This window comes from Staphylococcus sp. M0911 (genome assembly GCF_003491325.1).
Lineage (GTDB): Bacteria > Bacillota > Bacilli > Staphylococcales > Staphylococcaceae > Staphylococcus > Staphylococcus warneri_A.
The window spans coordinates 2142491-2160260 of record NZ_CP022881.1 but is presented as its reverse complement, the minus strand read 5'-3'; the positions used below and the strand labels follow the sequence as shown (position 1 = coordinate 2160260).

19 protein-coding genes and 1 pseudogene are annotated in these 17770 nt (G+C 33.3%); 10 read left to right on the top strand and 10 right to left on the bottom strand.

Annotation, left to right across the window (positions count from 1 at the left end):
* Window positions 1–137 precede the first annotated feature (137 nt).
* The gene (locus ssp1_RS10550; protein WP_118828218.1) at window positions 138–1439 is read left to right on the top strand and encodes an MFS transporter; all 1302 of its coding nucleotides are present in this window, start codon (window positions 138–140) and stop codon (window positions 1437–1439) included.
* 52 nt (window positions 1440–1491) lie between these two features.
* Here ssp1_RS10550 and folE2 read toward each other — a convergent pair whose 3' ends face one another.
* The 3 genes from folE2 to ssp1_RS10535 are packed head-to-tail and all read right to left on the bottom strand — an operon-like array spanning window position 1492 to window position 3425.
* Window positions 1492–2370: a GTP cyclohydrolase FolE2 gene (gene folE2, locus ssp1_RS10545; RefSeq protein ID WP_002451099.1), complete on the bottom strand. Its 879-nt coding sequence runs from the start codon at window positions 2368–2370 to the stop codon at window positions 1492–1494.
* A gap of 12 nt (window positions 2371–2382) precedes the next feature.
* A complete protein-coding gene (gene bshB2 / locus ssp1_RS10540) occupies window positions 2383–3048 on the bottom strand; it encodes a bacillithiol biosynthesis deacetylase BshB2 (protein ID WP_002451098.1) in 666 nt (221 codons plus the stop codon).
* A 14-nt stretch (window positions 3049–3062) separates the two neighbouring features.
* Window positions 3063–3425: a YojF family protein gene (locus tag ssp1_RS10535; protein ID WP_171970138.1), complete on the bottom strand. Its 363-nt coding sequence runs from the start codon at window positions 3423–3425 to the stop codon at window positions 3063–3065.
* Between the two features lie 237 nt (window positions 3426–3662).
* Between ssp1_RS10535 and nagB the strand changes: the two genes are divergently transcribed.
* The 5 genes from nagB to ssp1_RS10510 all read left to right on the top strand — a co-directional run bounded on the left by nagB (window position 3663) and on the right by ssp1_RS10510 (window position 8589).
* Window positions 3663–4400: a glucosamine-6-phosphate deaminase gene (gene nagB / locus ssp1_RS10530; protein WP_075778596.1), complete on the top strand. Its 738-nt coding sequence runs from the start codon at window positions 3663–3665 to the stop codon at window positions 4398–4400.
* A 99-nt stretch (window positions 4401–4499) separates the two neighbouring features.
* Window positions 4500–5132 (top strand): 3-hexulose-6-phosphate synthase, encoded by a 633-nt coding sequence (gene hxlA, locus ssp1_RS10525; RefSeq protein ID WP_002449613.1) that lies wholly within the window; start codon window positions 4500–4502, stop codon window positions 5130–5132.
* A gap of 2 nt (window positions 5133–5134) precedes the next feature.
* Window positions 5135–5683: a 6-phospho-3-hexuloisomerase gene (hxlB, locus tag ssp1_RS10520; RefSeq protein WP_182459451.1), complete on the top strand. Its 549-nt coding sequence runs from the start codon at window positions 5135–5137 to the stop codon at window positions 5681–5683.
* A gap of 108 nt (window positions 5684–5791) precedes the next feature.
* On the top strand, window positions 5792–6439 hold the full coding sequence (locus ssp1_RS10515; RefSeq protein ID WP_075778598.1) for an HAD family hydrolase: 648 nt from the start codon (window positions 5792–5794) through the stop codon (window positions 6437–6439).
* A gap of 737 nt (window positions 6440–7176) precedes the next feature.
* Window positions 7177–8589, top strand: coding sequence for an MFS transporter (locus tag ssp1_RS10510; RefSeq protein WP_002451093.1), 1413 nt, complete (start codon window positions 7177–7179; stop codon window positions 8587–8589).
* Between the two features lie 150 nt (window positions 8590–8739).
* Here the strand turns inward: ssp1_RS10510 and ssp1_RS10505 are convergent, their stop codons facing one another.
* The 5 genes from ssp1_RS10505 to ssp1_RS10490 all read right to left on the bottom strand — a co-directional run bounded on the left by ssp1_RS10505 (window position 8740) and on the right by ssp1_RS10490 (window position 12977).
* Window positions 8740–9057, bottom strand: a complete 318-nt coding sequence (locus tag ssp1_RS10505) for a staphostatin A (protein ID WP_037552014.1) — start codon at window positions 9055–9057, stop codon at window positions 8740–8742.
* Window positions 9058–9081: 24 nt separating this feature from the next.
* Window positions 9082–10248: a C47 family peptidase gene (locus ssp1_RS10500; protein WP_075778599.1), complete on the bottom strand. Its 1167-nt coding sequence runs from the start codon at window positions 10246–10248 to the stop codon at window positions 9082–9084.
* Window positions 10249–10683: 435 nt separating this feature from the next.
* Entirely contained in the window at window positions 10684–10857 is a 174-nt protein-coding gene (gene vraX / locus ssp1_RS11930) for a C1q-binding complement inhibitor VraX (protein ID WP_158256371.1), read from the bottom strand.
* 209 nt (window positions 10858–11066) lie between these two features.
* Window positions 11067–11897, bottom strand: a complete 831-nt coding sequence (gene thiD, locus ssp1_RS10495) for a bifunctional hydroxymethylpyrimidine kinase/phosphomethylpyrimidine kinase (RefSeq protein ID WP_002451089.1) — start codon at window positions 11895–11897, stop codon at window positions 11067–11069.
* Window positions 11898–11996: 99 nt separating this feature from the next.
* A complete protein-coding gene (locus ssp1_RS10490) occupies window positions 11997–12977 on the bottom strand; it encodes a choloylglycine hydrolase family protein (protein ID WP_118828217.1) in 981 nt (326 codons plus the stop codon).
* A 147-nt stretch (window positions 12978–13124) separates the two neighbouring features.
* Here ssp1_RS10490 and ssp1_RS10485 point away from each other — a divergent pair, with 147 nt between their 5' ends.
* The 4 genes and pseudogenes from ssp1_RS10485 to ssp1_RS10470 all read left to right on the top strand — a co-directional run bounded on the left by ssp1_RS10485 (window position 13125) and on the right by ssp1_RS10470 (window position 16147).
* Window positions 13125–13793, top strand: coding sequence for a uracil-DNA glycosylase (locus ssp1_RS10485; protein ID WP_002451087.1), 669 nt, complete (start codon window positions 13125–13127; stop codon window positions 13791–13793).
* Window positions 13786–14163: a DUF5327 family protein gene (locus ssp1_RS10480; RefSeq protein ID WP_118828216.1), complete on the top strand. Its 378-nt coding sequence runs from the start codon at window positions 13786–13788 to the stop codon at window positions 14161–14163. The genes ssp1_RS10485 and ssp1_RS10480 overlap by 8 nt, the downstream gene beginning before the upstream one ends.
* A 24-nt stretch (window positions 14164–14187) precedes the next feature.
* Window positions 14188–14552 (top strand): annotated as a pseudogene (locus tag ssp1_RS10475) (DUF423 domain-containing protein).
* Between the two features lie 110 nt (window positions 14553–14662).
* On the top strand, window positions 14663–16147 hold the full coding sequence (locus tag ssp1_RS10470) for an APC family permease (protein ID WP_075778601.1): 1485 nt from the start codon (window positions 14663–14665) through the stop codon (window positions 16145–16147).
* Between the two features lie 65 nt (window positions 16148–16212).
* Here ssp1_RS10470 and ssp1_RS10465 read toward each other — a convergent pair whose 3' ends face one another.
* Window positions 16213–16665: a threonine/serine exporter family protein gene (locus ssp1_RS10465; protein WP_023374681.1), complete on the bottom strand. Its 453-nt coding sequence runs from the start codon at window positions 16663–16665 to the stop codon at window positions 16213–16215.
* 12 nt (window positions 16666–16677) lie between these two features.
* Window positions 16678–17442, bottom strand: coding sequence for a threonine/serine exporter family protein (locus ssp1_RS10460; protein WP_075778602.1), 765 nt, complete (start codon window positions 17440–17442; stop codon window positions 16678–16680).
* Window positions 17443–17770: the final 328 nt, after the last annotated feature.

The following is a 17770-nucleotide window of genomic DNA, read 5'->3' as shown; positions in this document are numbered from 1 at the left end:
TATAAATATATTAATGCATACAACATTTCGCTTTTTTTCTAATTATTTTAAAATTCTAACTATTTATGGTATCGCTTCCAATTACAACTATGCTACACTACTAACGAGTGTAAAAGTTCATGAAGGGGTGGGACATAATGAAGCGTTATCGCTATTTTATTATTACGATGATTGTCATTATGACAATGATTAATTATATTGATAGGGGTGCTATTTCATACGCTCAAGAGGATATTATCAAAGAATTTGGTTTTGATACGATTGCTTGGGGCTCTATTCTAGGATATTTTGGTTATGGTTATATGTTTGGTTCGCTGTTAGGGGGTATTACAGCGGATAAAAAAGGACCGAAATTTGTATGGATTGTAGCAGGAACTGCTTGGTCATTAGTAGAAATTGCTATGGCATTTGCTGGTGAATTAGGTATTGCAGTATTTGGAGGTTCTGCTTTAGCAGGATTCGGCATGTTGCGTGTCATGTTTGGTGTGGCTGAAGGGCCTATTTTTTCTACAATTAGTAAAACCAATGCCAATTGGGCTGCGCCTAAAGAAAGAGGTTTATTATCTGCATTAGGATTAATCGGTGTACCATTAGGTGCACTCATTACAGCACCCATTGTTTCAGGTTTTTTAACAATTTCTAATTGGCGTTTACTATTTATCTTGCTAGGGATATTAGGCCTGATTTGGGTAGTTGTTTGGTCTATGGTATTTACAGATTACCCTGAAGATAATAAAAGAATTTCTGAAGAAGAATTACAATCTATTCGATCTACTGAGGATAGTTTAAATGTCGAAAAGACAGTTGATACAGAACAATCTAAAGAAAAATGGTATCATTTTTTTACAAGTACAACGTTAATTTGTAATATGTTAGGTTATTTTGGTTTCCAATATGTTAACTTTCTTATTTTAACTTGGACGCCTAAATATTTACAGGATGAATATCATTTTGAAATCCATTCATTATGGTATTTAGGTATGATTCCATGGATTGGGGCAGTCTTTACAGCTTACTTCGGTGGTCAATTATCAGATTGGTTTAGAAAAAAGACAGGAAGTCTACGTATTGCGAGATCTGGACTTTCAATAGCAGGTATGATTTGCGCTGCTACATGCTTTTTAATCATTCCATTTACACATAGTATTGTAGCGGTCATGATTTTAATGATGATTGGAAACGCATTTATTTTCTTACCTAATGCCGTATATTGGGCTGTAATTATTGATACAACACCTAACAATACAGGTACATACGGAGGTATTACACATTTCTTTGTTAATACTGCAACGGTCATTGCGCCAACATTAACAGGCTATTTAGTAGCATCTTATGGCTACTCTTCAATGTTTGTATCTGCAGTGGTTGCATCATTAATTAGTATCATTGCAATGTGCTTTGTTAGACCAGGTGAAAAGAAAATGCATATGACAAAATAAAAAATGCAGTACTTCCCAAATTGATATATTTGGAAGTACTGCATTTCTTTTATTATTTTCTATATTTTAAACGCGCAAAAGCATCATGTTGATGTATGGATTCTTCGTTACGACATTCGATATCAAAGCCTTCTATCCAATCAAATTCAACTAAATCAGCTGCTATTAATCGGATTAAGTCTTCAACAAAACGTGGATTTTCATAAGCACGTTCCGTGACACGTTTTTCGTCAGGTCGTTTTAAAATTGGATAAAGTACGGAGCTTGCATTTGCCTCCATCGCATCTAAAATTTTATCTTTATAATCATCAATGACAATGTCATCTTTATTTAAATACGTTTTCACTGTAACGATACCACGTTGATTATGTGCTGAGTATTCACTGATTTCTTTTGAACATGGACATAACGTCGTAACGGCCGCTTGAATTGTTAATTCTTTGCGCGTTACTTTAGTACCTTCAATTGCTAAACCATAAGTGACATCAGCATTTCCAATGGCTTTAATTTGGGTTACCGGACTAAAGCGGTCAAAGAACCATTTGCCACTAACATCCACACCTGCTGCGTTTTGGTTCATCTTTTCTTGTAATGTTCTTAATACTTGATAGAGCGTATTAAATTCTAATTCAATACCATTATTATAATGCTTTTCAACACTTTCTAAGATACGGCTCATATTAATACCTTTTTCATCTTTATTTAAACTTGTTGAAAAGCTAAATGTACCTGCTGTTTGAAATTGATCAATCAATACAGGATAGGTTAAATTTTTAATACCTACTTCTTCTATTTCAAATAAGAAGTTTTTGTGTGTGCTTTGTAGATCAGTCATTTCATTTTTGGTAGTTGGTTTCGTACCTTCGATAGGGTCAACAGAACCAAAATGTTTCCATCGGCCTTCTCGTGTAGATAAATCAAATTCTGTCATTGTTAACCTCCATTAAGATTCGAAATGATATGTCCAAAATGGTTCGATTTCTAAAAAGCTATGAACTTGTCCATCTACTTGTGGACTTGCTAATTCTTTTAAGAAAGGGCCAGTTTGTGATGCATGTGCTTCAAAAGCTTTGATTTTAATGTCTTTATATTTAGAAATATCGTTTTGGATGTCTGGCTCGCCTAAAATATCTGGCGCATCATTACTGAATGCAACTAAAGTCAACCTTGGACGCTCATTTTTAGGCATGCGTCCAACAGTTCTTACTACAGCTTCGCCAGTTGCTTCGTGATCAGGGTGAACAGCGAATTTAGGATAGAATGAAATAATTAATGAAGGATTCGTTTCATCAATTAATTTTTTAATCATGTCATCCATTTGATCATGGGGTTCAAATTCTACTGTTTTATCTCGTAATCCCATTTTGCGTAAATCTGTAATACCAATCGCTTTAGCAGCCTCTTCTAATTCTTTTTCACGATAATCCGGTAATGATTCTCTTGTGGCAAATGGGGGGTTACCTAAATTTCTGCCCATTTGACCGAGTGTTAAACAAGCATAGGTTACAGGAATGCCTGCTTCAATATAGCTTGCAATGGTTCCCGCAGATGAGAAGGTTTCATCATCTGGATGAGGGAATATCACGAGTACATGTCTTTCATCAGTCATGATTTTGACCTCCTCTATATAGTAAATGGCTTTTCGCTAATTTCTAATGTAGCAGCCAATTGCCCTTCATAATTAAATCCTGCTATGAGACATTCGTTATCTTGGTTGACTTCGTAATGTGTTAGTCCCTGAACATAAACCCAACCGCCATCGCGAAGTTTTAAACCGATACGGTATGGATCTTTATCTCCGCCTTTTAGTTGTGCGTGTTCATAAGTCACTTGTATATTTCTTAAAAAAGTACCTGCATTAAATACACGTTCATCAAAATGGTTAGCATATGCACCATTTGTCGTCTCAACATGTAGGTAAACGGGTTTATTTTCATAAGAGGTGAGTAATTTCATCACTGCTTCATATTTGATAGGTTCCAACACGTTCACTCCTTACACCATTCAATGTGTTTATCAGTCTATTTTACTAAAAACAACGCAATAAATGTACATCTCTGCTCAATTTCTTTTATGAAATTTAAAATTATTCATATATATCAGTGTTTTAAAGTTGGCATATCACTTTAGTACTAAAAAAATGTTGTATCGTGTTATAATCCAAATGTAATTAAGGGGTTTGTTTTTATGTTGGTTGATAGCAAATTTTTGAGGTGATTAATTATGAAAATTATTAATTTAGGTTCTAAAGAATTAGCATCATTTTATGTTGCCTGTGAGTTATTTAAACAAATGGACTATAGCCCAGATAGTAAATTAGGATTAGCTACAGGAGGTACTATGACAGATGTTTATCAGAGTCTAGTTACACTATTAAAGAAAAATCAAATAGATGTCTCACAAGTGACTACGTACAATTTAGATGAATATGTCGGTTTAGAACCTGAGCATGAACAAAGTTATCATTATTATATGGATGACATATTATTTAATCAATATCCATATTTTAATCGCCAACGGATTCATATCCCTAATGGAGACGTAGTTGATTTTGAACAAGAAGCAAGACGCTATAATCAATTAATTGAATCAGAAGGACCGATCGATATTCAATTGTTAGGTATTGGTGAAAATGGACATATCGGATTTAATGAGCCAGGAACATCATTGGAAAGTGAAACGCATGTCGTGGATTTAACTGAAAGTACAATTAAAGCAAATAGTAGATACTTTAACGATGAGTCTGAAGTACCTAAGCAAGCAATATCAATGGGCCTTCAGTCAATTATTAAAGCTAAAAGAATCATTTTATTAGCGTTTGGAGAGAAAAAGAAACAAGCAATAAATGACTTATTGAATCAACCGGTAAGCAAAGATATCCCGTCTACAATTTTAAAGATACATCCAAATGTAGAAATCTATGTAGATGACGCGGCTGCACCAGACTTAAAGAATAGCTAAGCTATTTTGAAAAATATATTTCGTTTAAAATAAAAGTGTACAGGGTAATTCATTCAATGAGATAGATAAATACAGATAAATTTGAAAGGATGAATTATAGTGGAATTACAATTAGCTATTGATTTATTAAATAAAGAAGAAGCAGCAGAATTAGCGAAAAAAGTAGAAGAATATGTTGATATTGTAGAAATTGGTACACCAATTGTGATTAACGAAGGTTTACCTGCCGTTCAACATTTAAATGAAAATATAAGCAATGCTAAAGTATTAGCAGACTTAAAAATCATGGATGCAGCAGACTATGAAGTAAGCCAAGCTGTTAAATTCGGCGCTGATGTTGTAACAATTTTAGGTGTAGCTGAAGATGCATCAATTAAAGCAGCAGTTGAAGAAGCACATAAAAATGACAAACAATTATTAGTAGATATGATTGCTGTTCAAGATTTAGAAAAACGTGCGAAAGAATTAGATGAAATGGGTGCTGACTATATTGCAGTGCACACTGGTTATGATTTACAAGCTGAAGGACAATCTCCATTAGATAGCTTACGTAAAGTTAAATCAGTAATTAAAAATTCTAAAGTCGCAGTTGCTGGTGGTATTAAACCAGATACAATTAAAGAAATTGTTGCAGAAGAACCTGACTTAGTAATTGTTGGTGGCGGTATCGCCAATGCTGATGACCCTGTTGAAGCAGCTAAACAATGTCGTGATGCTATTGAAGGTAAATAATGATGGCAACTTTTAATCATTATCAATTAATTTTAGATGAGCTAAAGGGCACTTTATCTCATGTTAAAGATGAAGAATTTGATGGATTTGCATCAGAAGTAACTGAAGCATCACGTATATTTGTTGCAGGTAAGGGGCGTTCTGGATTCGTTGCAAATAGTTTTGCAATGAGACTCAATCAATTAGGCAAGCAAGCATTTGTTATTGGCGAATCAACAACACCATCAATTCAAAAAGGTGATTTATTTATTGTGATTTCTGGTTCAGGCTCAACAGAACATCTTCGCTTATTAGCAGATAAAGCGAAATCAGTTGAAGCAGAAGTGGTATTACTAACAACTAAACTAGATTCTGCAATTGGTGAAATTGCAGACACAGTAGTTGAATTACCCGCAGGTACAAAGCACGATGCCACTGGATCTAATCAACCGTTAGGTAGTTTGTTTGAACAATCATCACAAATCTTTTTAGATAGTGTAGTTATTGGATTAATGGCACAATTAGACGTCGATGAGACGACAATGCAAAATAATCATGCCAATTTAGAATAAATCATAAAAAGTAACTCTCATGAATTGAGAGTTACTTTTTTTATAGAAAAAAATAATGAAATTACTATATAATGAAAATATGTTATATGTACTTTAGAGGTGATCATCATGAATTTTGACAACTATATTTTTGACTTTGATGGAACGTTAGCGAATTCTAAGCAGTGCTCTATTGAAGCAACTAAAGAAGCTTTTGCACAATTTGGGTTATCTGAACCAAGTGATGCAGATATTGTACATTATATGGGAATTCCCATTGAAAAGTCATTTATAGAAATGAGTGACCGTTTTTTAACAGAAGATGCATTAAATCAATTGTTACAATTATTTAGAGAACAATACCGTCAATTAGAAACAACATATTTATGTTCGGTAATCGGTATATCTGAAACATTAGAACAATTATTGCGAAAAAAGAAGCAGGTGTTTGTGGTTTCTAGTAAAAAAACAGATGTGTTGTTGAGAAATTTAGACCATTTAGGCCTTGGTAGATTTATTAAAGAAGCTATTGGTTCTGATAAAGTAACACGTTATAAACCAGATCCAGATGGTATCAACTATATTATTCAGAATCATCATCTTAATCCGGCACGCAGTATATACATTGGCGACGCTATACATGATATTCAAATGGCTAAAGCAGCTGGTATTAAGTCTTGTGGTGTAACTTGGGGTGCTTTTGACGCAAAGGCATTATTAAGAGAAAATCCAGATTATATTTTAAATGAAGCGGATGAAATCAATACCATACTATAAATAGATTATCTTAATGCCAGTGAAGTGTTATTACTTTGCTGGCATTTAGAATGTTAAATGTAAGTTTGAAGTTATTAAAGAAATACAAAAGGGGCAATATTTATTTTGCTTCTTCATAAACTAAATCATTATTTTAAAATAATAGTATTAATATACCTATAATAATAAATTTGTTACATAGATTATTTGAAAAGCGACTATACAGGGAATTTTGAGAAAAAGAGAGGCAAAAAACGTCAAATTTTAGCAATGATTCCAAATTAATAAAAATAACTGAAGATGTATATATATTTAAAATAGTATTTTTGTCCAATTGATTATGAAAATGAAGCTATGGTGAAATCAAGAAACATTATTATGAAATGACACCGATATCAAATTAAAAGAAATTTTAGTTTGATAAAGTGAATAGTGGCGCTATTTAGGGAAGATAGTACAAGTTTGTTGCCTTAAAACCATTGATATCATTAATGATTGACAAATATGTTTATTTTAAACGGTTTGGATCAAAAAAGAGAGGGTAAAACTATCTATATTTAAAAATAGATAAAAAAATAATCATTTCAAATTATTATTCGTATAACACTTAGTTAATCGTGTCGGGTTCAAATGTTAAATAAAATATTCTGTAAATTGAATAAACTTGTATTTTTGAAAAGAATTAATTTTGAATTAATTTGACATTGATATTTAACTGAGTATAATTATGTAACATATAAAAGGGAGTGTTTAAATTCATGGATTTCGAAAAAGAAAATATTAACATGGTCAACGCTCAAAAAGCGAAAAAAACCGTTGTTGCAACCGGTATTGGTAATGCCATGGAATGGTTTGACTTTGGTGTTTATGCTTATACGACTGCATACATAGGAGCGAATTTCTTTTCTCCAGTGCAAAACCCTCAAATACAACAAATCTTTACATTTGCTGCACTAGCTATAGCGTTTTTACTTAGACCTATTGGTGGAATAGTATTTGGTATTATTGGAGATAAATATGGACGTAAAGTTGTATTAACAACGACTATTATTTTAATGGCCCTTTCAACACTAACAATCGGGTTATTACCGAATTACGATACGATTGGTATATGGGCGCCTATCCTCTTACTATTGGCGCGTATATTGCAAGGTTTCTCAACTGGTGGGGAATATGCAGGTGCCATGACTTATGTGGCTGAATCGTCTCCAGATAAAAAACGTAACAGTTTAGGTAGCGGGCTTGAAATTGGTACATTATCAGGTTACATTGCAGCGTCAATTATGATTGCGTTATTAAGTTTCTTCTTAACACATGATCAAATGCAATCATGGGGTTGGAGAATTCCATTCATTTTAGGATTATTCTTAGGATTATTTGGGTTATACTTACGTCGTAAATTGGAAGAATCACCAGTTTATGAAAATGATGTAGCAACAACACCGAAACGTGATACAATCGGTTTCTTCGGTATTATTCGCTATTATTATAAAGATATCTTAGTTTGCTTTGTTGCGGTAGTATTCTTCAATGTTACAAACTATATGGTAACAGCATATTTACCAACATACTTAGGGCAAGTAGCCAAAGTAGACGAAACAACGACAAGTGTGATTATTACTTGTGTGATGGCTATTATGATTCCTTTAGCATTAGGATTTGGTAAAATGGCTGATAGAATTGGAGAGAAAAAAGTATTCTTAATCGGTACAGGTGGACTTACATTATTAAGTATTGTTGCATTTTCATTGTTAGCAACTAAATCTTTACCGTTTATTATTATTGGTGTACTTATCTTAGGTTTCTTCTTATCAACGTATGAAGCAACAATGCCTGGATCGTTACCAACAATTTTCTATACACATATTAGATATCGTACGTTATCAATCACATTCAACATCTCAGTATCAATTTTTGGTGGTACAACACCATTAGTTGCGTCATGGTTAGTTGAATCTACTGGTAATGTATTAGCGCCAGCGTACTATTTAACAGCAATTAGTGTGATTGGTTTCTTAGTCATTTTATTACTTCATGTCACTACAGCTGGTAAGTCACTTAAAGGGTCTTATCCAAACGTAGATAATGAAGAAGATAGAGCATATTATGAAGCACACCCTAAGGAAGCATTATGGTGGGTTAAAGAAAGACAAGATAAAGAAAACTTTTAATTTAATATGATGATTTTAGTTACTTATTGTTAGATACATTCTAAAGTGAAACAGAGTAAGTAATAGTCATTAAAGAAAGGCTAAAAGGTGAAATGTGTATTTCATCTTTTAGCCTTTTTATATTGCTATGAAAGAGTTACCTTCTATTGCCTATCTTTCAAATATAATCTTAGGTGAAGCGCCAATAGCATTGATATTAATTAAATTGAAAATGATTTTATTTGGATTGATGATGCATATTTCAATCACTATAGATAAAGTGGATTTTTCAGTTAATACAATCGTCCGTTGATTAGTATCTAATTTGGTACAGTAATAACTTGGTTGCATTGTTTCATTAAATACGAATTTAAGAGGTGTTGTGTCAAAATTTTTAGGAAACCAATTACCCTCTAAAACCTTAAGGAATGAACTATTTGGAGAGTAGGGATTTACATCTATAATATTAATTATTTCGAATTGAGTCATATAGTCCCTCTATCTTTCACATTATTAGTAACCATAAATGGAAGCATTCCATCTAAAATGAGTACCATCAGACACAGGTATCACATTACTGTCAGCTGATTGCGTAGTTAAACCATTATCCCATGGATTCCATATTAGAATAACACGTTGGTTATTATTTAATACAGCATTACCAGCAACAGCCATAGCATGACCAGCATGAATACCGTTTCTAGGTTCTACACTAGAACTGATTAAAGCAATACCTTTATTTTGTTTAGTTAATCTATCTACTTCATCAAACTGAGGCATTCTATTTAAGTAATTGACATTTCTACCTTGAGATTGACCATATCTCATCATTTCTTGAGGGGTTAACCCTGTGAATTGGAAGGCTTGGCCACTTAGATTTGGATGTAATGCTCTCATAATCATTTCAGCATTATAATGACCAGTGTTATAAGTAGCATTTAATAAAAATGCCATAGTATAACCTGCACACCACCCATTTTGGCCTTGAGTTTCTCTAATTTGCATATTTTTAAGGGTATTAACATATTGAGGTTGTTGATTAATAGCTGTTTGATATTTAGTAATTGGTTTTGCAATATGGCTTGTTTGGTTAAATTCATTACTATATCTTACGGCTGATTCTTTAGTAAGATTTTTATCTGATTTGGCATCTTGTCGAGGCGTTTTTAATACTAAGTGAGGTGCTTTATCTTCACCCATTATAAAGTAACCTTTTTTACTAGTGAAGATAGTGACCTTTTGATTTTTATAGTTATTTAATGCTTTTGAAATGAAAGGGGAAACATTAATTGAATATTTTGCTTTATTAGAAGGATTAGGAGAAATTGTAACGATATATTTTACATCGCCACTTTTATTAAGGACGGGATAATAGAAGTTGCCATCACTTTGTTTATTGAGTTTGTAAATTTTGAATGGCTCACCCAATGTATAAGCACTTTTTGAAGTGTGAGATGCTTGATCTAGCAAACTGACATGTGATAGGAAATTTTTCTTTGCTAAACGGTCAACATCTTTAGGAACATCCTTATTTTCTACTTTAACTTGAGTACTATTGGATTGTGTGGTTTCTTGATTTACGTTTGAGTTTGCGTGTGCTTGATTAAGAAAACTAAAGATACTCAATCCCATTAAAAACAGTAGTACCAAGGTTATGGCATTGCGACATTTGGTTATCATATAAACACTCCTTTTCTATTAATTTAAAGGTAACTCTTTCATAAATTAATATAACATTATATTTTATATATAAATCATAAAAATCTAAAGTGATATAAGTTTATGCAAATTCGTTAATAAAATTAATAAAACTATAGAATGCTTTGCTTGACTCTTGTGTTTTTATGCTTATATGTAAATTGGATTCAATAAGAAAAGCACTATTGTTAGAATAGCTCAAAGTTTCTCTCTGAGCGCCAAAGGGGACAACTTTGGCTAACAATAGTGCTTTTGATTAATATTAAGATGAGTATTTTAGGGGTGATGGCATTTAAAGTATGCATTGGTTAGGGGACAAGCAACTTTAAAATCATCATTTTGGGCAGCTATACAATATGGAATGATTAATGTTCAATAGCAAATAATGTATCTCTTCTTTGATGTTGAAAATAACACTCATGTTTGACTGAATTGCATAGTGTCTATGTCATTTTCTAGTAGAGAGAGCAAGCGATAGAAATCATTGTCATTTAAAGTTTCATCAAATTTAACTGTAATTGTCTTGAACTTTTTCGTGATGATTTCATACATAGGGACACCATTTTGTATATCTTGTTTATGAATAATTATGTTGTATTGCCTCCTTTGTCTCTCTACACTTTATATAATATCTCTCTTTTTAATAAAAAACATGAGGCTCTAGTATCAACTTTGTATCAGTCAAACATTGGAGGCAAGACTACGACTTTATGCGTAGTCCATTTTCATAATTTATAGAGACATAAAAAGCCCAAAAAGAACGTTAATGTTCTTTTTGAGCTTGAAAGTACCATTATGGTTTACACTTCAGTGACTTGTACGTCGATTTGTTCAACACGACGATTGGCACCGTGATCAACGGGTCCTACAAAATCGTTCATTTTCCAACCGTTTTTAATAGCTGAAGCAACGAAAGCTTTGGCTGCTATGACAGCTTCTTTTGGAGATTTACCGTTTGCAAGGTAAGCTGTGGTAGCTGCTGCAAATGTACAACCTGCACCGTGATTGTAACTTTGTTGGAACATATCCGTTGTTAATTGATAGAATGATTGCCCATCGTAGTATAAATCATATGATTTATCTTGGTCTAGTGCTTTACCACCTTTAATAATGACATGTTTAGCCCCTTTATCAAAAATGATTTGAGCTGCTTTTTTCATGTCTTCGATAGAAGTAAGTTTACCTAGGCCAGATAATTGTCCAGCTTCAAATAGGTTAGGTGTCACGACCGTTGCTTTAGGTAATAAATATTGAATCATTGCGTCAGTATTTCCCGGGTTAAGTACTTCATCTTCCCCTTTACATACCATTACAGGATCAACAACGAAGTAGTCTGCACCAGATTGTTCATATACTTCACCAGCACGTTTGATAATTTCTTCAGTACCTAACATGCCTGTTTTTATAGCATCTGGACCAATTGAAATTGCAGTTTCAAGTTGTTTTTCAAATACATCCATAGGTAATGGTGTTACATCGTGAGACCATGTTGCTTTATCCATTGTAACGATAGCTGTTAAAGCGACCATACCATAGACATCTAACTCTTGAAATGTTTTTAAATCTGCTTGCATACCAGCACCTGCACTAGTATCTGAACCAGCTATTGTTAATACTTTTTTTAATGCCATTTGTATTCACTCCCAATGTTTTCTAATACATGTACCATCATATCACGATTCAAGTATGAGAAAAATAAAATTGTGCTATGGTAGGATTGGTTAATTGTTTTAATTCAATTGTGTGATAGTCAATTGATGATTAACATCTATAAAAGTCATATCTTTTTTAGTAAGTAATTGTTCGTTTAATTGTATTTTAAATATTTGATTCGTGAAATAGGGTTTGATGTAGTACGCACGGTCTTTACTATCCATTACTAGTTGGTATTGTGTATAATGCGTTTCTCCTGCATCGACCACTGCACCTTGAGGAATACTCACTGCGTCTAACACTTTAAAGCAATTCATTAAATTTACGCTTTCATCGTGTGATTGAGGCAAATGATGTCTTAAATAAGTTGTTCTAACAAAGCGCTCAGTAGATGTATAGCCGCCTGGTAAACCGTTAGTGCCTGCCTCACAACCCATAGAACGCACAAGAACTTTACCAACTAGTTGATTAGTTGACTTTTCAGGTGATAACAATGCATAATTCCTTAAATTTTCAACATGCCATTCTAATTTCGGGGCATTGGTTAGTACCTTTACATGATTATCTTTAACGATAAGTAGACCATTATGTGGTTCAACTGAAACGGTATGTCCTTCACGGTCAGTGATAATAAAATGAAGTGGAGGTACAATATTTAGTGTTTCGTTTTTTTCATTCATAATATTAACTTTTTTAACTTTATGTTTTAAGTCTTGAATACTTTTAGTGAAACCTAGAACCCAAATAATAAATTCTTCAGGAGCCATATTGAAATAGCCATATCTCTTATGTTTACTGTAGGAAGCTTCACCGGTGAAATAATGATTCGAAATTGCTACACCACATTCATTAATACCATCCCCGAATCGATAGCGGCCTACCTTTAAATTTGTTCCTACAAAGCCATAGGTCAGTTTCATTGAAGGCTCTAAATCAAATTGATACTCAAAGTTTCTAGGTACTGCAGTTGGTACTCCGTTAAATTCAAACGCAAAGTCCATCGTTCTAGCTAAATAATGATGTTGTTGTTGTGTGAAAAATGAAAATCCTGTACACATATACGTCGCTCCAAACTTAAGTCATCTTAATATGCACTATATACAAAACGAATACATTTGTAAACTTTTCTATTTATACAGTTTACATTAATGAAGCAATATAATTTATAGAGATAGTTGTGTTAAAATACCATTGAGGTGAATAGGATGGAATGGTCTGAAGTATTTCACAATATAACGACAAAACATGATTTTAAAGCTATGCATGACTTTCTTGAAAAGGAATATACAACACAAGTTGTTTATCCGGATCGAGAAAATATTTATCAAGCTTTTGATTTAACACCATTTGAAAATATTAAGGTCGTGATATTAGGACAAGATCCTTATCATGGTCCTAATCAAGCACATGGTTTAGCTTTTTCAGTTCAACCAAATGCGAAATTTCCGCCTTCATTAAGAAATATGTACCAAGAATTAGAAGACGATATAGGATGTCGACGTCAGTCACCTCATTTACAAGATTGGGCAAGAGAAGGTGTCTTACTTTTGAATACGGTTTTAACAGTAAGACAAGGTGAAGCACATTCTCATAAAGACATTGGATGGGAAATATTTACAGATGAAGTGATTCGCACAATTTCAGAAGAGCGAGAAGACGTCGTCTTTATTTTATGGGGAAAACCGGCCCAACAAAAAATAAAGTTAATAGATACGTCTAAACATTTTATTATAAAATCACCACATCCAAGTCCTTTATCGGCCTATAGAGGTTTCTTCGGCTCAAAACCTTATTCTAAAGCAAACGCATATTTAGAATCTAAAGGGCAAACACCTATTCAATGGTGTGAAAGAGAGGATACAACACATGGATAAAGACAAAATTATTCAATTAATTGAGCGTGAATTAGTTCAAGCTGATGAATCATCATCACAACATGAATTTGAGAAACATATGTATGCCATACACACCATTACATCTCTGTACACAACATCATCTACGCAAAGCTTACAACATAATGATTTTACACACACAGATATTGATACACAGCATAAGTTGATGAAGACAACAAATCAGCAAAAGTCATATGATCATGTGACACCAGAAGAAATTCAAGCAATAGGTGGAAAGGTGACGCATACAAATCATTCAAATAAAGAACAATCATCCTCAACGTTATCTAATTCTAATTTAATGACAACAGATGATGAAATTGGAAACGGTGAATCGATATTTGATTTTTAATAATAAAGGAGAACGTAAATTATGATGAAATTATTTATTATTTTAGGGGCCTTAAATACAATGATGGCAGTAGGTACTGGCGCATTTGGGGCACACGGTTTAGAAGGTAAACTATCGGACAAATACATGTCTGTTTGGGAAAAGGCAACAACATATCAAATGTATCATGGCTTAGCATTACTTATCATCGGTGTCATTAGTGGTACAACACCTATTAATGTGAATTGGGCAGGTTGGCTCATCTTCTTCGGTATTGTATTCTTTAGTGGATCATTATATGTTTTAGCGTTAACTCAAATTCGTATTTTAGGTGCCATTACGCCAATTGGAGGCGTTTTATTCATCGTTGGTTAATGTTTATTATTGCTACATTTAAATTCTCAGCATAATGTATGGTAATTTTACGAATTACATGTAAATTTGATAACAATAATTTAATAATTAAGTTACATGACTCACCTTTTCGGGTATATGAATATCTCGAGGTGAGTTTTTAATTATGGAAAATGACAAAAATAAACAGGTAGATAGAGGCGACCTCAAACAAAACTTATCAGAGAAGTTTGTTTGGGCGATTGCATATGGTTCGTGTATTGGTTGGGGCGCATTTATTCTTCCAGGTGACTGGATAGGACAATCAGGTCCCATTGCAGCATCCATCGGTATAGTGATCGGTGCCTTGCTTATGATTTTAATTGCAGTAAGTTATGGCGCCTTAGTAGAAAAATTCCCTGTATCAGGTGGGGCGTTTGCATTTAGTTTTTTAAGTTTCGGTAGATATGTGAGTTTCTTTTCTTCATGGTTCTTAACCTTTGGGTATGTCTGTGTCGTAGCTTTAAATGCTACCGCATTTAGTTTATTGATTAAATTCTTATTACCTAATGTATTGAATAATGGGAAATTATACACTGTTGCAGGTTGGGACGTCTACATAACAGAAATTATTATTGCGACAATATTGTTGCTTGTATTTATGTTTGTAGCTATTAGAGGTGCAAGCGTATCTGGCTCGTTACAATATTATTTCTGTGTAGCGATGGTTGTTGTAGTATTACTGATGTTCTTTGGTTCGTTCTTTGGTAATAATTTTGCTTTAGATAATTTACAACCTTTGGCTAATCCAGAACAAGGTTGGTTTATCTCAATTATTACGATTGTATCGATTGCGCCATGGGCTTATGTAGGATTTGATAATATTCCGCAGACAGCTGAAGAATTTAACTTTGCGCCTAATAAGACATTTAAATTAATCGTCTATAGTTTACTTGCAGCATCAATGACTTATGTAGTGATGTTGTTATATACAGGATGGTTAAGTACAAATCAGAAAAGTTTAAATGGACAACTATGGTTAACAGGTGCTGAAACGCAATCAGCATTTGGTTATGTTGGATTAGCCGTTTTAGCCATTGCCATTATGATGGGCATCTTTACTGGATTAAATGGTTTCTTAATGAGTGCCAGTAGACTGCTTTTCTCAATGGGACGCTCAGGCATTATGCCAAGCGTATTCAGTCGTATTCACAGTAAATACAAAACACCTTATGTGGCAATTATTTTCCTAGTAGGTGTATCATTAATTGCGCCATGGTTAGGACGTACAGCGTTAACATGGATAGTTGATATGTCATCAACAGGTGTTTCTGTTGCGTACTTTGTAACCTGTTTATCAGCTACTAAATTATTTAGTTATAATAAACAAAGTAATACGTATGCACCTATTTATAAAACATTCGGTATCATCGGTTCAGTCGTATCGTTTATCTTCTTATGTTTATTATTAATACCAGGAACTAAAGCTTCATTATCATTACCATCATACATTGCATTAGGTGTATGGTTAGTATTAGGATTAGTCTTCTTTGCGATTCGCTATCCTAAACTTAAAAAAATGGACAATGATGAATTAAGTAGATTAATTTTAAATAGAAGTGAAGACGAAGTAGAAAGTATGGTCGAAGAACCAGCAAATCATAAATCATAAAAAATAGTCATGGTGAGTGAAGAGAGAATCTCTTTATACTCACCATGACTTTTTTTTATTATGACTTATAATTTCTTTCTTGTTCTATCGAAGCCAGAGATAATAATTTTTGAGATTTGATCTGCAAAAAGTAAGCCCAGGGCTATTGCGCCTGCGATTAATGTCACCTCTAACATCGTATTGATGGCTTTATTGAAATGTAAAAGGACTAAGCTTTTAGTAGCATCATAGGCAAGCCCTCCAGGTACTAATGGAATGATTCCAGTAACCATAAAGATAATTGCTGGTTCTTTCTTATATCGTGCCATATAGTGGCTTAATAAGCCTAACGCAAGACTGCCAAAGAAACTAGAATATATGGTGTGTACTTGTAAACCATTATAAAAGAGAATATATATCATCCATCCACACGCACCTACAACACCACAAGAAAGATATAATTTTCTAGGAGCATCAAATATCACGCAGAAGAACAGCGATGCTAAAAAACTAAATATAAAATTTAATATCCAAAACATATAACAGCTCTCCTAGACTAAAATTAAAATTGAACTAACACCAGCACCTATACCAAAGGCAGTGACAAGTGCTTCTAATGATTTAGTGGTAAACATTAGCATATGACCACCAAATAAATCTTGAATGGCATTTGTGATTAATACTCCAGGTACAATAGGCATGACTGAAGCAATAATAATTGTTGCGAGATCGCCATGAGGTATGAGGGTATGACCGGCAACAGCTATAATGGCTATGACGACGGAACCAATAAATTCAGGAATGAATTGTGCATGTAGTTTTCTATCTAGAATTTCAACGACTAGATAACCTAGACTTCCTGCAAGTAAGGCAGTCAAAATGTCTATAAGCGAACCACCTTGCAAATATAAAAAGCTAATAGCGATCATTGCTGCTGCAAATCCCTTGAAGGGGAGACTACTATCTCGTTTAGCAACATATATTTTCTCTAATTTTTCTTTAGCTTCTTTTAATGTGATAGCACCTTTAGTGATCAAACGAGAAATTTCATTTGCTTGAGAAATCTTAATTAAATTCGTATCTCGCGCATTAATTCTGAACATGCGAGGTGTTGATTCGTTGTGCAAATGGAATTGAATTACTGTATTTGTAACAAAGCTATTGCTCTCTTGATAGCCTAATTTTTTGGCGATGCGATTCATTGTATCTTCGACTCTTGTACCTTCAGCACCAGATTCTAGTAAAATGCGCGCTGCCAACATGACAACATCTTTAATAAGACGCTCATGATCGTTTTCATTCACTACTTTTGTCATTTAATCACCAATTTTTTAAAATTTTGAAGTTAGATTTATTATAGAGGATGTATTGAGAAAAAACCATTATATAAAGTTAAGGGTGTCTTAATAAAAGGCGAAATGAAGTAAAGACTGCAAAAGTAAGAAGACGCATTATGGTTGTTTGGATATATAATGTAGAATGGTTTTATATTGAACAGTATTTGATAATTTTTAGAAAATGTAGGTTTGTAGGTTCAATTGTCAACTTATATAAACTTATTACATCTTTTATATAAATAAACACTAAAGTTATGTTTCAAATATTTCAAAATGGTTAAAATAACATTAGTTAACTATTACAGAA

Bases quoted from the DNA above. Each gene is read 5' to 3' on its own strand.
- ssp1_RS10515 (WP_075778598.1), top strand. From the start codon at position 5,792: ATGAATTTTGACAACTATATTTTTGACTTTGATGGAACGTTAGCGAAT.
- ssp1_RS10460 (WP_075778602.1), bottom strand. From the start codon at position 17,442: ATGACAAAAGTAGTGAATGAAAACGATCATGAGCGTCTTATTAAAGAT.
- thiD (WP_002451089.1), bottom strand. From the start codon at position 11,897: ATGGCATTAAAAAAAGTATTAACAATAGCTGGTTCAGATACTAGTGCA.
- ssp1_RS10480 (WP_118828216.1), top strand. From the start codon at position 13,786: ATGGATAAAGACAAAATTATTCAATTAATTGAGCGTGAATTAGTTCAA.
- nagB (WP_075778596.1), top strand. From the start codon at position 3,663: ATGAAAATTATTAATTTAGGTTCTAAAGAATTAGCATCATTTTATGTT.
- folE2 (WP_002451099.1), bottom strand. From the start codon at position 2,370: ATGACAGAATTTGATTTATCTACACGAGAAGGCCGATGGAAACATTTT.
- ssp1_RS10550 (WP_118828218.1), top strand. From the start codon at position 138: ATGAAGCGTTATCGCTATTTTATTATTACGATGATTGTCATTATGACA.
- bshB2 (WP_002451098.1), bottom strand. From the start codon at position 3,048: ATGACTGATGAAAGACATGTACTCGTGATATTCCCTCATCCAGATGAT.
- ssp1_RS10500 (WP_075778599.1), bottom strand. From the start codon at position 10,248: ATGATAACCAAATGTCGCAATGCCATAACCTTGGTACTACTGTTTTTA.
- ssp1_RS10510 (WP_002451093.1), top strand. From the start codon at position 7,177: ATGGATTTCGAAAAAGAAAATATTAACATGGTCAACGCTCAAAAAGCG.
- ssp1_RS10465 (WP_023374681.1), bottom strand. From the start codon at position 16,665: ATGTTTTGGATATTAAATTTTATATTTAGTTTTTTAGCATCGCTGTTC.
- ssp1_RS10470 (WP_075778601.1), top strand. From the start codon at position 14,663: ATGGAAAATGACAAAAATAAACAGGTAGATAGAGGCGACCTCAAACAA.
- ssp1_RS10485 (WP_002451087.1), top strand. From the start codon at position 13,125: ATGGAATGGTCTGAAGTATTTCACAATATAACGACAAAACATGATTTT.
- ssp1_RS10490 (WP_118828217.1), bottom strand. From the start codon at position 12,977: ATGTGTACAGGATTTTCATTTTTCACACAACAACAACATCATTATTTA.
- ssp1_RS10505 (WP_037552014.1), bottom strand. From the start codon at position 9,057: ATGACTCAATTCGAAATAATTAATATTATAGATGTAAATCCCTACTCT.
- hxlB (WP_182459451.1), top strand. From the start codon at position 5,135: ATGGCAACTTTTAATCATTATCAATTAATTTTAGATGAGCTAAAGGGC.